We start from the raw sequence: 15,770 nt of genomic DNA on the forward strand, positions 1-15,770 counted from the left end.
CTGGCGTTTCAAAAAAACTCGGGGTAACTCAGCGAATAACTCATAGTACTCTGCGTTTAAACCACAGTTTCAATAAAAGACTTGAATTGTTACATATCACACTGACAAACGGTATTTATTTTTTCAAGAGCTAATGTTAAAGAAACAGGTCCATTAATTTCACATTTAAGGTAAATACCTGTTTACTTTGTTTCAATACAATTCGGATGGTTTCCGGCGCCTGCACGAAACTATCGATTTTCCCGTCAAATCGGTTTTATGAACGAATATCTCGTAGAAAATTTTAATATCAACGACTTAACCAACTCGTTTTTACTCCGACATTCCAGATCAGCACCTGATACTGAAAAGCGTGGATATTTTGACTTGCAACCTCAAAGCATTGATATTGATCGCGTCAGTTTTCTTGTCTCAGAAGGTTTTTCTGATATCTACGAAGTTCATATTGAGCAAAATACTGATTCTCTTCACTCTACATGTACGTGTCGCATCGGTTCAGGAAGGTTATGCGTGCATCAGGCACAGGCATTGTATAATATCATGAACAACCGAGAAATCCGGTCTTTCTTTGATACCACACTTAGACACAAACGAATCCGAGAAACTGCAAAAGATTATGGTCTCGAAAATGAGCAAAATCCGGACGCGCATTTTTATCTCAAATATGAAAATCGAATCGCAAATATTCTGCCAGTCAATGGCGAAATCATAGCTGTCAATCCGGATACACTTCGTTTTCTCGAAAAGGCAATTCTGCCAACCTCTCCCGTGAAAGAGGATATTGGACCAGATCAAAATGAGATTGGCGCCATTATAGTCATGGGCAGAAACAAATTTTATGACCAGATCTTTCTGGAGTTATATCGTCCCGCGCGTAGTAAGGAGGGAAAAATTAAAAATCCGCTTGAACAAATCGATATACTGGATCAGGTTCAAAATCAGCAACCGGCTGACGCCATTCAGTTTTACTCCGCTTTTCTGAGATTACAAAACCAGATCAAGAATAAAAATGTGCTTCAGGAGATTCAGGCATTAAAAGCGATTCTCAAATATGCCGACTTGCCTGAAGTATATGCACATGATTCGTCGGTTTCTGAAAGTATTAACGCTGGATCGTTAAATCCCGTAAATCTTCAATTACTAACTGCGACTTTAAGGCTAAATGTCAACAAAAAGAACAGTTTTTTCGAGTTGACAGGCTGGCTGGAAGTTGAAAATAAACGATATCAGTTAGACCAACTCAGTATTCGGTTTGATTATTTCGTTCAAATCGGGAAATCATGGATATTGATAGAAAATCCTGATTTTCTTCGCGTTATTCAGTTTTTCTCCAAACAAAGTCAGAAGATAATTATCCACGAATCCAAATTTGACGCATTTCGCGAAAGTATTCTGGCACGGCTCGAAGACAGCATTCATGTTACCTATTCATTCTTGAAACCGGCAACCAAAACGCAGTTATCAGACAATGGCTTCGATCTTCCCCTATCCAAAATTTTATATTTGTCCGACTTTGGAAATTACGTCGAGTTGACTCCTGTTATGCGATATGGGAACGCGGAAGTTCCGGTTTTTTCGAAAAAGCAGATCTATTCCGTGGATGTCCATGGCAACCCATTTATGGTGAAAAGAGATGAAGATGCTGAGCTCCAATTCATAAGTCTTATTGTGAGAGCCCATGAAGACTTTGCCGAACAGGGGGAAATGGAAGCCCTGCACCTACATCGAAAAGTATTGCTCGACCCTGACTGGTTTCCTGCCACTTTTGAAAGCTGGCGAAAGGAAGCCATCACTATATATGGATTTAGCAAGCTCAGAAATAACCGGCTTAATCAATACAAAGCCGCGGTTTCTGTTACGGTGAACAGTGGTTTGAAGTGGTTCGAAGCCGCCGTTAACCTGAGCTTCGGGAAACAGGAAGTGACTTTAAAAAACTTGCGGAAAGCGGTGAAAAACAGGGCAAACTATGTCGAATTAGGAGATGGAACGCATGGCATATTGCCTTCGGAATGGTTCAGTCGGCTGGCCAAATTTTTTGAGGCAGGCGATATCAAAGAAGATTCTATTCACATCCCTGCGATCAACTATAGCATCCTTGAAGAGACTTTTGAAGACTCCTATTTTTCAGTAGAAGCGCGGGAACAACTGAAATTGATAAAGGAAAAATTTGAAAGTTTCGAGGCTATTGAAGAGGCAGAAGTTCCATCAGAGCTCAAAACTGAGCTTCGTGACTATCAAAAACAGGGGCTGAACTGGCTGAACTTTTTAGATCGGTTCGAGTTTGGAGGCTGCCTGGCCGATGATATGGGCCTGGGGAAAACGGTGCAGGTGATAGCATTTATACTTTCGCAACGCAAAAAACAAAGACGCAACACTAACCTGATCGTCGCTCCTACGTCGCTTATATTTAACTGGCAAAATGAAATCAACCGGTTTGCGCCAGACATCAAAATTCTTACCGTGCATGGCAACTCGCGGGTTCAGGATCCGGCAGATATGTTGAGATATGAAGTGATATTGACGACCTATGGTACGTTACTTTCAGATGTTCATATTCTTAGAAAATTTACATTCAACTATATCTTTCTGGACGAATCTCAATTGATTAAAAACCCAGAATCCCTGCGTTACCGGGCAGCATGCATGTTATCTTCCCGAAACAAAATTGTGATGACGGGTACTCCCCTGGAAAACAATACGATGGATCTCTTCGGTCAGCTTTCCTTTGCCTGCCCTGGATTGCTCGGATCTAAAAGCCAGTTCCTCAATCACTTTCTTACTCCCATTGACAGATTCAAGGATATGGATGTCGCAGATCAGCTTCGTAAAAAAATTCATCCATTCATCCTCCGAAGAACCAAAAAGCAGGTAGCAAAAGAATTGCCTGAAAAAACGGAAATGATTTTGTATTGTGAAATGGGTGATGAGCAACGGAAAGTTTATAAAGCTTACGAGAAGGAATTTTACAATTATATCAATTCAAGAGACGAAGGTGATATCGCCAGGAATCAGCTTCACGTGTTGCAGGGATTGACTAAACTTCGACAGATATGTAACTCCCCGCAGCTACTGGGTGATGAAGAAGACTATGGCAACTCGTCAGCTAAAATCGAAGTATTGATGGAACAGATTGAGGGAAAATCGGGTGAGCATAAAATTCTGGTCTTTTCTCAATTCGTCACGATGCTCGATCTGATTAAGATTGAACTTGAACAGAGAAATATCGGCTATGAGTATTTAACCGGCCAAACGCGTTCAAGGGAAACTGTGGTGACTAATTTTCAGGAAAATCTTGATATCCGTGTTTTTCTTATCAGTTTAAAAGCGGGAGGAACGGGTCTTAATTTGACGCAGGCCGACTACGTTTATATAGTGGATCCTTGGTGGAACCCATCAGTTGAGAATCAGGCGATAGACAGAAGTTACCGGATTGGCCAGAAAAATAATGTGATAGCTGTCAGGTTGGTATGCCCCGGAACTGTTGAAGAAAAGATCCTGCAATTACAGGAATTCAAAAAAGATCTGGCAGAAGATTTGATCAAGACCGATCAGGATATTGTAAAGTCTTTTAACAAGAAAGACTTGCTGCAATGGCTGGAGGCGGAGTAAAACCAAGGGGTTAATGGTCAAACGGCTAAAGGTTAACGACGTGCGGCCAGAACCGCTATGGCGCAGGAGTTTCAAATCTCAAAACAAATGACTATTTCCAGGCAACGCCTGACCAAAAAAACTCACAAACTCTCCAAAGACTACCTGGCTACTCCTTTGGCCTAATATACTCTTCCGTAAAATGCTCCCGATGTTGGGGTTTTGAAAATTTCTCCGTGTTGTAATTTTTGCTCCCCCCGGCTGGAATAGAAAGGGAAATCCAGTTTTCCTTCCGTTGCATTTTCCCTAACAGCATGATCTGTCCGACGTGAGACGAATAGTGGGCCAACTGTCGATTCAGGGCTTCGGTAACCGTATGTCCCTGATTCCGGATATATATAATTTGCTCCAGATGGCTGTCGTTCAGGCCGTCAATCGCGTCCAGTAAACACTTCCAGCCTTCGTCCCATTTTTGCAACAAATCTGATCTATTGTTGATCGAATCCTCAAACTCCCCATCGCGACCCCTCCATTCCTTTTCCCCATCGGAGTTTAGAAAATCTGTCCATCGCGAGAGCATATTACCCCACAAATGCTTGACAATCATGCCTATACTGTTGCATTGCTCGCAAGGGCGAAAAAACAGCTCGTCGTCGGATAGTTGAGCTATTGTCTTGTCACCAAGCGATTTATAGTACTCAAATTGTTGTCGGGTACTTGTCAGAAAAGTGCTTCGCATTTTAATTTGAATTGGGATTTCGGTTTGTGAGCACGCTTTCGATCACATCCAGCAACTTACTTTCACGATATGGTTTTGTCAGAAAAGCGTCAGGCTCAATCTCTTCCGCTCTCGATCTGGTTGACGAATCGACGTATGCCGTCAAGAAAACGATGGCAACGTCTTTTTGTTTTTTCAGCCCAATTCCGGTTTCGATGCCATCCAACTCACCTTTGATGTTCACATCCAGAATTACCAAATCGACATCCTCAGTTGCCATCACATTCAGTGCGTCAATGGCGTTGTCCACCACCCCTGCGATACTATATCCGCTTCTGGTCAAAGAATCCTCCAATGCCATAGCCTGTATGCCTTCGTCCTCCACGATCAGAATCTTATAAATTTTCATTTCGCCTTCATTATATTAAAAAACGGTTACATAAATAACCATTTTTTCCTGACGTTGAGTTACTTTTCATAATCTTTATGCTGCTTTTAACTGAGGGACAGGGATATCTAATTTAAAAACCGTTCCATTTGATATTGAAACGCCGCATGTTCCATCCAGTTGTCGCACCAGTACTTTGATAATTCTGATGCCGAATGAGTCGTTTGGCTTCTCCCATTTCACCAGATCCATCCCTTTTCCGTTGTCACGAATTTCTACCTGAAGACTTCCTCCCATTTCCAGAAACAAATCTAGTTTAGGTCCTTTTATGTCGGTAAAAGCATACTTAAAAACATTGGTAACCCACTCGTTTATAATCATTCCAACAGGAAGCGCGGTATCAATATCCAAATCCTGAACCTCACAATGTATATTCAAATGGACTTCATCAGGTTCCAAACCAAAACCCTGCATGATACTTTCTACCAGCTCGCTGATATAGTTTTTCATATTCACCTTGCTCACATCCTCATGCCCATACAAACTCCTATGAATCAACGACATCGCTTCAATGCGCTGCTGCCCGGTTTTTATACTCTTTTGCGCCTCTTCATCTTTTAATTTTGAGGCTTGCATACTTAGGAGATTTGATACAATTTGTAAATTGTTTTTAACCCGGTGGTGCAATTCCCGCATCAGAATCTGCATTTTTTCTGATTGTGCGTTGATCACCTCATTCCTGTCGGCCAGCAACTTATTTCTTTTAGAAATGATCAGATATTGAATCAAGACCGCTACGAACAAAATCACAAGTACACACAAGACGGCAAACGCCCAGGAAGCCCGACGCGAAACTTCACGGTTGATACTATTCAATATCGATATCTGCTTGTCTTTTTGATCTGTATTATACTTGATCTCAATTTCGGCGAGCTGACGGGTATTTTCAAGCACTCGCAACGAATCTCTGATCTCACTGTACCTCGAAAAAGATACAAGTGCCTCCTCATAATCTTTAAATTCCTTCAGCACCCTGTATTTATGCAGATTCACCTCCATTTCCCGAAAACTGTGTTTCAATTCCCGCGAAATTCTCAGGGCTTGATCCATATAATAAACCGCTTGCTTCTCGTCTCCTCTCCTGGCATATATCTGACCCAGCCACGTGTAACTGTAAGTTAACGAAAATTGCTGATTATACTTCTTGGCCAAGGTAATTGCCTGATTTACATACCCATATGCCTTATCCAATTCACCCAGCTTGACATACACCTGAGCCATATTATTATAGTAAGCAATTTTTGAAGACTCGAACTTATCGGAGCTTTCGACCAGTTTAAGTCCGTCGAGATGCATATTGAGGGATTTAATGATCATGGCTGTGTCTCTCCTATCAGCCCCCATTCCCTGAGTAAACATCGCTGTAAGTCGGTTCATATAGATCATCGACGCCGTATCCTTTAGCTCAACTGCCGTCGTCATTCCTTTTCCCGCAGCTTCAAGAGCCATTTTGTAATTGGCTTTTTCCTTGTGCAGGTTACCTATCACTGCATATATCTCGGGAATTTCCTTTTTGATTTGCCATTTTTCAGCATCCTTCAACGCTTCAATGGCCGCATCCATCGCTTTTGCATGATTACCCAAACTCCACAAAGCACGCGCTTTGTATCGTTCACCCTTTACAATCGATTGAAAATCCTGGGTAGCAATGCCTGCCTTGAGAAGGTGTTCGGCGATATACCGAAGCGAGTCAGGATTAAGGAAGATAAATCTTTCGGCTTGAGCTATAAGGCTATCTTTTTGGCTTTGCAGATGATGGTTAATGGCCTCTTTTTCTGTGTCTTTTTCGCGCTGACAATTTACCAACGCAGAACACAGACTCAAACCTAAAAGGATTACCCGTAATCGACTATTTCTAAACAACTTAATGCTTATTTGATCAACCATTTTTTAAGCGCTTTCTCAATGGTTTCCCTCACAAAAGGTTTGGCCACATAGTCGACCATCCCCGCCGCCAGACACTTTTCCCGTTCACCTTTTACCGTCCCAGCAGTTAAGGCAATAATCGGTATGGATTTTCCCTTCAGTGCGGTTGATATTTCCCGGGATGCCTCATAACCATTCAACTCCGGCATCTGAATATCCATAAAAATCAAGTCCGGCATTTCTCTTATACTCTGTTCGACCGCTTCCCTACCATTCAAAGCGGTCAATATTTTGACTCCAGGCAGAATCTTTCCGATCATTGTGGTGGCAAGAAGCATATTGATCGCTTGATCCTCGGCAATAAGAATGGTATAATTATAATCAGGCTCACTGGTTTCTTCCAAGTCCTCAGTCGAGTCTGTTCCGTTTCTCCTTTCCAGCCCGATAGCAGAAAGCGCCTGGAACATATCCCTGATTTTCACTGGCTTTATAAGGCGATTTTTGACGCCTAACCTACCGGCCACTACACCAGCCACTTCATCCTCCGTGGAGCTGTTCATGATTATAACAGGCTTCTCAGAGCCCTGATGCTCCTTAACCAAAGCGAGCACCTTTTTGATAAGATTACTTCCTTTTTCTTCCTTGAGTTTGTAATCCATAATCACCGCATCAATCTCCCTGTGCGACGAAAGTATGTTTTTTGCCTCAGCGAGCGTTGTAACATTAAAAGAGCTGATCTCCTTATTGTAAAGCATATTGCTCAGTATTCTTCCATTAGATGGATTTTCGGCAATGATGAGCACCGTACCGATACCCTCCTGGTTGGTCCATTCGAAAAGATCTCCCCCGGCCACACATTCAAAAACCACATCAAACCAAAATCTGCTACCCGTTCCAAATTCACTTTCCAGCTCCATTTTGCTATTCATCAGCTCGAGAAGTCTGTTTGATATCGACAACCCAAGTCCTGTGCCTCCAAAACGCTTGGTTGTTGACGAATCACCTTGAGAAAAGGCCTCAAATATGCGCTCCATGTGCAAAGGCGCTATACCTATACCGGTATCACGAACTGAAAATCTCAGCTGAATAAAACAGTCGGGCAGATCGGTAATTTTCTCAACTTTCAGTTCAATTTCTCCTTTTTTGGTAAACTTGATGGCGTTTCCAAGCAGGTTGATCAATATTTGTTTTAAACGTATCGGGTCTGTATATATGTAGTGAGGGATGTCCGGAGAAATATTGATCAGCATCTCGACCTTCTCTGTGCTGGCCTGATAGTTCACCATATCTCCTACCAAATTACAGAGCTCCAGCAAATCCGTCTTTTCATTGACCAGTTCCAGCTTACCTGCCTCTATTTTTGAGAAGTCCAGAATGTCATTTATAATGTCCAGAAGTGTATTTGCCGAACCCAGAACCATGCTCATATACTGTTTCTGAGTACTATCCAGATTGGTTTTCATCAACAAATCAGTAAACCCTACTATACCATTCAGGGGAGTTCGGATTTCATGACTCATGTTGGCCAGGAACTCTGACTTGGATTTACTGGCAGCTTCGGCCTGATCAATAGCGAGCTGCAGAGATTTTTCGGCAAGCTTCCTGACCGTAATGTCCCTTATTACTGCCTGAAAAAGCTCATTTCTATTAAATGTAATTTTGCTGATCAGCACCTCTGCCTCAAACGCCTGGCCGCTCTTTTTAAAAAAAGTACCTTCATAAAAAGCGCGTTTTGAATAAGTGATGCGGCTGGCAAGAGATTGGAAGAAAGCATCTGAGTCACCCTCCGGTGAAAGTTCAGACGTGAAATCCTGCACCGAAAACTCTTCCAGTCTTTCTATCTCGAAGGCATTCAAAGCGGAAGCATTACAATCAAGAATGCCATTACGATCAAATAATATAACTGCATCGTTAGTATTATTATACAAACTTCTGAACTTGGCCTCCGACTCCAGTATCTCTCTTTCCTTGAGTTTAGTCGCGGTTATTTCTCTGAGATAACCACTCCATAAGTAGCTGTTTTCCAGACGCTCAGGCTGAGACTCACTGCGAAGCCAGACTACACTGTCGTCTGCCAACACCACTCTGAAGTCCATTTCCCATTTGCTCAACGACTCTTTCGAAAGTCGAAGCTTTTGAACGTAAACCTGGAGATCTTCGGGATGGATATTTGAAAGAAAAAAGCTGGACGACCCACTATCATCCGGACCGGTGAACAGATCTCTGAGCCCTTTCGAAAAGTATGGAAAATCCGTGGTTCCGTCGTCGTAGAGTTGAAACTGGTACATTGACCCCGGCACCTGGTCACTCAAGCGCCTGAGTAAAAGCGCCGAATTATTCATATCCTTTTCGGCAAGCTTAATTTCGGTCACGTCCTGAACCGTCCCATATACTCTTTGGCAAATGCCATCCTTCCGCTCTATCTCACCAATTACTCTAACCCATATCGGCCTTCCCAGAAAGGTAATCGCTTCGACCATTCTATCCCATTTTTCGTCATCGCATTGCTTGGTAGCAAGCAGCCGTTCAAAAAGCTTTTTATCAACAACGGATTTAAAAAGTTGCGTTATGAAGTCCGGATCCGTTGTGATGTCCTGTGGCAATTCAAGGAGCTTGCGCGCAATGGAAGACCAGTAAACCTTATTATTTAAAAAGTTAATTTCCCAGCCACCAATGTTGGCTATCCGGTTGGTTTGTACCAGCCTTTCGCGCGTAGCCCTCAATTGCTCCAGCTGCTTTTTCGACTGACTGATATCTCTTTCGATCACAATGTAATTTGTACAAATTCCTTTCACATCATAGACGGGCGTCACGGCTACTGAAACCCAATAAGGCTCACCGTTTTTCCGGTAAGCAAGTGCCTCTCCTGTCGCGGTTTTCGGGTCATTGCAAACAGCCCCTACAACTTGCACAAAATGCTGATTGACAGGCTCCTGCTTATATATATCGATTAATTTTTGCCCTAAAATTTCATTTTGTGACCTACCGGATGTCTTCTGATACGCATCATTTACCCAGGTCACTATTCCCTCACGGTCACAAATAATCGTGACATCAATCGTGTTGGAAGCGACAAGTGCTAATTCCCGCAAACGTTTCTGCGAATTTCTGAGTTCGGTGATATCATGACTGGTAAGAATAATCTCGCCGGTAAGATTATCGATACTTGACATGGTAGAGCTCCAAAACCAGGTACCGTTCTTATGCCGTATCCGATGCTCCACCGGGGCTTGAGGAATACCCGTTTCCTGAGTTATCCTAAGTGCGTCGAAGCACTTGCCGATGTCATCAGGATGGACGAGCTCACCAAAAAACCGACCAACAGTCTCCTCTGCTGAATATCCATAAAGTCTTGTCCAACTGGGGGATATGTAAGTAAAAAAACCGTCCGTCGAAATCGAAATAACAACGTCAGTGATATTATTCAGAAGAATCTCGAGATAGGATGCGGATTGCGGTGAAAGTTTGGAAACGTCAGGAGAAAGATCTTCCTCCTTAGCTGCAATTTGAAATGCCCACAGCCATTTCCGTGTAGATTTGGTAAAGTCTAAAATGATATGGGCCGTAAAAATATGGCGTTCACCGCGTTCGTCCTGACATTCAAATTTTCTTACGGCAGGTCCAGTTTGATCTATATCAAAAGATGGCAGCCCGGCCTGTAAGTTCATAATAATATCCGCCAACCCGGGAAACTTCATTGAAGTCCAGCTGGACGAGTGATTTCCCCGGATAGATGCAACCTTCATAAAACGCTTGTTGGCCCAAAAGCCGCAACTCTCATCCGGAGAAGTTACGATCAATCCGTCCTCGCCGAATTCATTAACGAAATCAAACAGGTTGACATCATTTGAAATTGACGCGATTAGCTCCTCATTTAAAAATTTCATTTCCAGAAATTGATATACAAATCAACAATTTTTGATTTTCGTTAAACAAGTTAACTCTAATATCAGGCTTTACCTTAAAACTTTCCATATTCCTTAATTTCGGTGTCAACCATTTAAGTATATCGCGCGTCATAAAAATTTTACATACCCTCAGCCAACTACTTACTGCCATAAAAACCAATTATAAAATCTGTTTAAAACAATTTAGTTTCTATTCGCAAAATCCTTAAAATACAAAATAAAATACAAACGGGTCGCAGTGAACGGTATCATTTCCTCTAACGATCAGAATTGTGCCCAATATACGGGTATTAAGCTCCGACAAATTTAACTGAATAATATAAGCGAATTTATTCTTCCCTCTTGTAGCGAAAATTATATAACTTTATATATTTCTTATCTCGGTAGCAAAAGTTACATTTGTTGCCGTCAGTGGCTATATTTTAACGTCCAAAAACCCTTTCAATGATCAAGGCTTCTCACCTTTTAAAGACTTATGACGGGAGGAGCGCCGTGGACGATATTTCGTTCGAAGTCGAACAGGGAAGTATCATGGTTTTGCTAGGGACAAGTGGTTCCGGAAAGACAACCACGTTGAAAATGATCAATCGGCTGATCGAGCCAACCAGCGGAAAAATCCTAATTAATGGCCTGAATATAAGCCATCTGAATCTGGAAAAATTAAGACGAAATATTGGGTATGTGAGTCAGAACGATGGGCTCTTTCCGCACTATACAGTTGAGCGGAACATCGGTATTTTACCACAACTCTTGAGTTGGAAAAAATCAAAAATTCGTCACCATATCGTCAAAACCATGGAGCAAGTCCGATTGCCGTTTGACGAATATCATCTGAAATATCCTCACGAGCTTAGTGGCGGACAAAAACAGCGTGTGGCCTTAGCCAGAGCTTTGATTGGCGATCCCGATATCCTTTTGATGGACGAACCTTTTGGCGCACTCGATCCGATTACGAGGGCAGATATTGGCAAGGAAATGGGAAACATCATCAGGTCGAGCGGGAAAACTATCGTGTTGGTAACTCACGACATCAAAGAGGCGGTTGAACTCGGAGACCGGATTGCGTTGATGGACCGTGGAAAGATCGTCCAGATGGGCAGTGCTCGCGACCTGATTTTCAGCCCCAATAGTCAGTTTACCCTTGATTTCTTTGCAAGTCAGAAGTTGCCGCTGGAATTGTCGATAACGCGTCTTTCAGATATATGGAATGCCCTTCCCGATACAACTGCGGAAGGTGTCGTCACCATTACCAAAAACATAAGTATCTGGGAAACAGTTAATTTAATTTCAAAAGAAAATCTTACAGCGGTCAATATTCAAAATGAAGCGGGTGAGCGGAGATCGGCTGATATGGCCCAAATCATGAAAGCATATCAACATTTAAGGCTCCAAAATGACTGACGGACAGCAAAGTTTGTATGATTTCATTAAAATGCAATCCGGTAAATTGCTGGACCAGACGATCACGCATTTGGGGCTCACCTGCCTTTCGCTGATACTCGCAATTGTGGTCGGCGGAACGTTGGGGATTTTTATTGTGAAAAGAAAAAAAACTGCCACCGTTGTGCTAACGATAGCGGGTATATTCCAAACGATTCCGAGCATTGCGTTCCTTGGTTTTATGATTCCAATTCTGGGAATCGGCGTCCTACCGGCTATCACAGCACTGTTTATGTATGCGCTTTTACCCATTATCCTTAATACTTACACGGGTATCGCGGGCATCGACAAGGCCATCATAGAAGCAGCTCAGGCGATGGGTATGGACAAATCGCAAATTCTTTTCCGGGTCCAGCTTCCTCTCGCTATGCCGGTCATCCTCGCCGGAATTCGTACCGCCGCGGTCGTCAATGTCGGAGTCGCAACCTTGGCCGCGTATATAGGTGCAGGAGGATTGGGCGAGTTTATCTTTGGAGGTATAGCGCTTAACAACAGTAATATGATATTGGCCGGCGCGATTCCTGCCGCCCTTCTTGCCGTTGTTTTTGATTTTGGAATCAGCAGGGTTCAAAAATCGGGTCTCAAATCTTCGCTTAAATCTTGGGTATTTCTCCCTGTTACTTTCATCCTGCTTTCATCGTTTTATATCGCCAATCATTCTTCAAAGACGTTTCTCGCAGGTTTTACACCAGAGTTTATGGGAAGAGAGGACGGATATCTCGGACTGACCACGATATACGACTTCAAGATTCCGACAGTCGTTTTAAGCGACGCCATCATGTATCAGGCTTTGTATGATAAACATCTGGATATTATTAGCGGATACAGCACCGATGGTAGATTGAAGGCATTTAATTTGGTGACACTTGAAGATGACAAGCACATTTTCCCGCCATATTATGTTGCCCCGATGGTAAGAAATGAAACACTCCGCTCTTTCCCTGAACTGATAGCTCCTTTGGAGGCGTTGACCGGGCTGATCAATGATTCCATCATGACCGAACTTAATTATCGGGTCGATTACCTGAAACGATCACCAGAAGATGCTGCTGCTGATTTTCTAAAAAGCAAGGGTCTGCTAAAAAGCCCGGGAATACGTAATAAGGGAACTATCAGGCTCGGATCGAAGATTTTCGGGGAACAGTACATCCTTATTCATATGTACAAATTATTGATCGAAGGTTCGACGGATCTGAAAGTTGATACCAAAACTGGACTCGGGGGAACAAAAATATGCTTTGATGCACTTACCAATGATGAAATCGATATGTATCCGGAATATACAGGAACGGGATTGTTAGTGATTCTGCAGCCAACGCAACAAATTTTAAAAAATATTATGAGGGACAAGCAACAGGTGTATGATTTTGTGAAAACTGAATTCGACAAAAGATATCAGATAACCTGGCTAAAACCGATTGGATTCAATAACGCATATGCGCTAATGATGCGGAAAGAAGATTCTAATAAATTGAAAATCAATAAAATATCAGATCTTCAACATTACACCACCGATGCAAGAAGACATTGAAAACAGATTCGCTGAAATCACTGAACCGGATCTGATAACAAAGTATCAGCTTATCAGAAATCATACGGAAGCTATCTGTCGTCCATTACAACCTGAGGATTACGTTCCTCAACCGGTTCCATTTATCAGTCCACCGAAATGGCACCTGGCTCACTCCTCCTGGTTTTTCGAGACTTTTATACTCGTCCCATATCTGCCTGATTACGAGATATTTCATTCTGATTTCAGTTTCCTTTTTAACAGCTATTATAATCATGTCGGAAAAAGGATTTTAAGAGCAAACCGGGGAAATATTACGCGGCCGTCAACGGAAACGGTTTATGAATACCGAAAATTCGTGGACAAAAATATGGCCCAGCTGCTGTCCGGGCCAATGAGTGAGCATGTTCTCCAACTGCTGGAATTGGGTTTGAACCATGAACAGCAACATCAGGAATTGTTATTGACTGATATAAAATACCTGCTTGGTCACAACCCGATTTTTCCGGTTTACGACAGCAAATTCGTTGACGCCAGCCAGAAAAATACGTCATTCGGAATAGTTGGAATTAGCGAAGGTGTATATGAAATTGGGCACAATGGCCAACAGGATGATGAGCGCAGCGAAGACAGTTTTTGTTTTGACAATGAGTTAGGAAAACATAAAGTGTACCTTCATGCCTTTGAAATTCATCAGAATCTTGTGACAAATGAGGAATACATTGCTTTTATTGAAGCGGGTGGATATCGGGACTTTTCGCTCTGGTTGGATGAAGGATGGAGTTGGGTTCTGGAAAATCAAATAACCGCACCATTGTACTGGCATTCAATTGACAATCAATGGTATACATATACCTTACGAGGATTAGAACCCGTTGAACCTGATTCGATTCTGGCTCATATCAGTTATTATGAAGCGGCCGCATTTGCCCAGTGGAAAAAGAAACGATTACCTACTGAGTTTGAATGGGAAGTGGCGGCACGGCATTTGAAATGGGGAAGCCGCTGGGAATGGACAAATAGTGCTTATCTCCCCTACCCGGGTTTTCAGCGCGCAGAAGGGGCTGTGGGCGAGTATAATGGTAAATTTATGATTAATCAGATGGTATTACGAGGAGCTTCTGTAGCGACACCTGCGAACCATAGTCGCCATACGTACCGGAATTTTTTCCACCCCCACCATCGTTGGCAGTATACGGGCATTCGCCTCGTCGACTAACTTTTAACTAAAGACTACTTCAACAATCGTTATGAATAATAGTTCGCCACATTTTGATTTTCATCCGTCGGACAACAGTGCTGTAATTGAAAACATTATATCAGAATTTAATATTGAAATTGATAAAGGACTATCCGCCGACTCCAAGTATATCTCTTCAAAATTTTTATATGACGATAACGGGAGCTTGCTATTTCAAAAAATCATCCAGATGCCGGAATACTACCCAACGGCCTGCGAATTTGAAATTTTATCTTTCCAATCGGAGGCGATCATCGAAAGTTTGAATTTCGATGAACCTTTCAACATTGTCGAATTCGGGGCCGGCGATGGAATCAAGACTAAACAATTATTAAAAAAACTGCTGGAACTGGGGCGAGAAATCACTTATATACCGGTCGATATTTCAGAAAAAGCCATTCAAATTTTAGAGGAAAGTTTGAAACAAAGCTTACCGGAGCTTGATATTCAGCCCTTTGTCGGCGACTATTTCACGATTCATGATCAACTGAAACACAGCTACCTGCCCAATTTATTTTTATTCTTAGGGAGCAATTTGGGTAATTATATGGACCAAGAGGCCAACCATCTATTACAACATTTCGGTAACCTGATGGACAGCAATGACAAACTGCTGATCGGGCTGGATCTGATGAAAGATCCGAAAGTAATCCGCAACGCCTACGATGACCCTTATGGTATCACTAAAGAATTCAATATCAACTTATTGAGACGAATCAACCGTGAGTGCGGCGCCAATTTCCAACTTAACCAATTTGATTTCTATTGCCATTATGACCCGATCATCGGAGCGGTCAAGAGCTATATTACGAGTCTGAATGATCAAAAAATGACATTCAAAACGACTGGGAAAACATACCATTTCAATCGTAATGAATTGATATTTACAGAATTATCTCAAAAATATAACCTGGCCAATATCAGCGAAATGGCGGGATCCAATGGCTTTTCTTTGATCCGGAATTTTTTGGATTGCAAACATTATTTTGTCGATAGTCTTTGGAAGAAGGGATGAGTGGAACAAAAGGAGGAAAGGGAACAAGGGGACGAAA

At 42.4% G+C, this 15,770-nt stretch carries 9 protein-coding genes; 5 read left to right on the plus strand and 4 right to left on the minus strand.

Translation table 11 applies throughout. The annotated features are described in order from the left end of the window. The first annotated feature begins 258 nt into the window (after window positions 1–258). Entirely contained in the window at window positions 259–3,609 is a 3,351-nt protein-coding gene (locus AC1XUD_RS23750; protein WP_483363527.1) for a DEAD/DEAH box helicase, read from the plus strand. 148 nt (window positions 3,610–3,757) lie between these two features. Here the strand turns inward: AC1XUD_RS23750 and AC1XUD_RS23755 are convergent, their stop codons facing one another. The 4 genes from AC1XUD_RS23755 to AC1XUD_RS23770 all read right to left on the minus strand — a co-directional run bounded on the left by AC1XUD_RS23755 (window position 3,758) and on the right by AC1XUD_RS23770 (window position 10,507). Then, window positions 3,758–4,327, minus strand: coding sequence for a DUF1572 family protein (locus tag AC1XUD_RS23755; protein ID WP_483363528.1), 570 nt, complete (start codon window positions 4,325–4,327; stop codon window positions 3,758–3,760). A gap of 1 nt (window position 4,328) precedes the next feature. Then, a complete protein-coding gene (locus AC1XUD_RS23760) occupies window positions 4,329–4,715 on the minus strand; it encodes a response regulator (protein WP_483363529.1) in 387 nt (128 codons plus the stop codon). Window positions 4,716–4,790: 75 nt separating this feature from the next. Further along, on the minus strand, window positions 4,791–6,641 hold the full coding sequence (locus tag AC1XUD_RS23765; RefSeq protein ID WP_483363530.1) for a tetratricopeptide repeat-containing sensor histidine kinase: 1,851 nt from the start codon (window positions 6,639–6,641) through the stop codon (window positions 4,791–4,793). Further along, window positions 6,626–10,507: a PAS domain-containing hybrid sensor histidine kinase/response regulator gene (locus AC1XUD_RS23770; protein ID WP_483363531.1), complete on the minus strand. Its 3,882-nt coding sequence runs from the start codon at window positions 10,505–10,507 to the stop codon at window positions 6,626–6,628. The genes AC1XUD_RS23765 and AC1XUD_RS23770 overlap by 16 nt, the downstream gene beginning before the upstream one ends. A gap of 465 nt (window positions 10,508–10,972) precedes the next feature. Here AC1XUD_RS23770 and AC1XUD_RS23775 point away from each other — a divergent pair, with 465 nt between their 5' ends. Genes AC1XUD_RS23775 through AC1XUD_RS23790 form a run of 4 tightly spaced genes read left to right on the plus strand, consistent with a single transcriptional unit; the run spans window position 10,973 to window position 15,733 of the window. After that, window positions 10,973–11,929: an ATP-binding cassette domain-containing protein gene (locus tag AC1XUD_RS23775; protein WP_483363532.1), complete on the plus strand. Its 957-nt coding sequence runs from the start codon at window positions 10,973–10,975 to the stop codon at window positions 11,927–11,929. Then, on the plus strand, window positions 11,922–13,499 hold the full coding sequence (locus tag AC1XUD_RS23780) for an ABC transporter permease/substrate-binding protein (RefSeq protein ID WP_483363533.1): 1,578 nt from the start codon (window positions 11,922–11,924) through the stop codon (window positions 13,497–13,499). Before AC1XUD_RS23775 ends, AC1XUD_RS23780 begins: the two co-directional genes overlap by 8 nt. Beyond that, window positions 13,483–14,697, plus strand: a complete 1,215-nt coding sequence (gene egtB, locus AC1XUD_RS23785) for an ergothioneine biosynthesis protein EgtB (protein ID WP_483363534.1) — start codon at window positions 13,483–13,485, stop codon at window positions 14,695–14,697. The genes AC1XUD_RS23780 and egtB overlap by 17 nt, the downstream gene beginning before the upstream one ends. A gap of 31 nt (window positions 14,698–14,728) precedes the next feature. Continuing rightward, on the plus strand, window positions 14,729–15,733 hold the full coding sequence (locus AC1XUD_RS23790) for an L-histidine N(alpha)-methyltransferase (RefSeq protein WP_483363535.1): 1,005 nt from the start codon (window positions 14,729–14,731) through the stop codon (window positions 15,731–15,733). Window positions 15,734–15,770 lie beyond the last annotated feature (37 nt).

Source organism: Dyadobacter sp. HNCC25DJ184 (assembly GCF_056895215.1).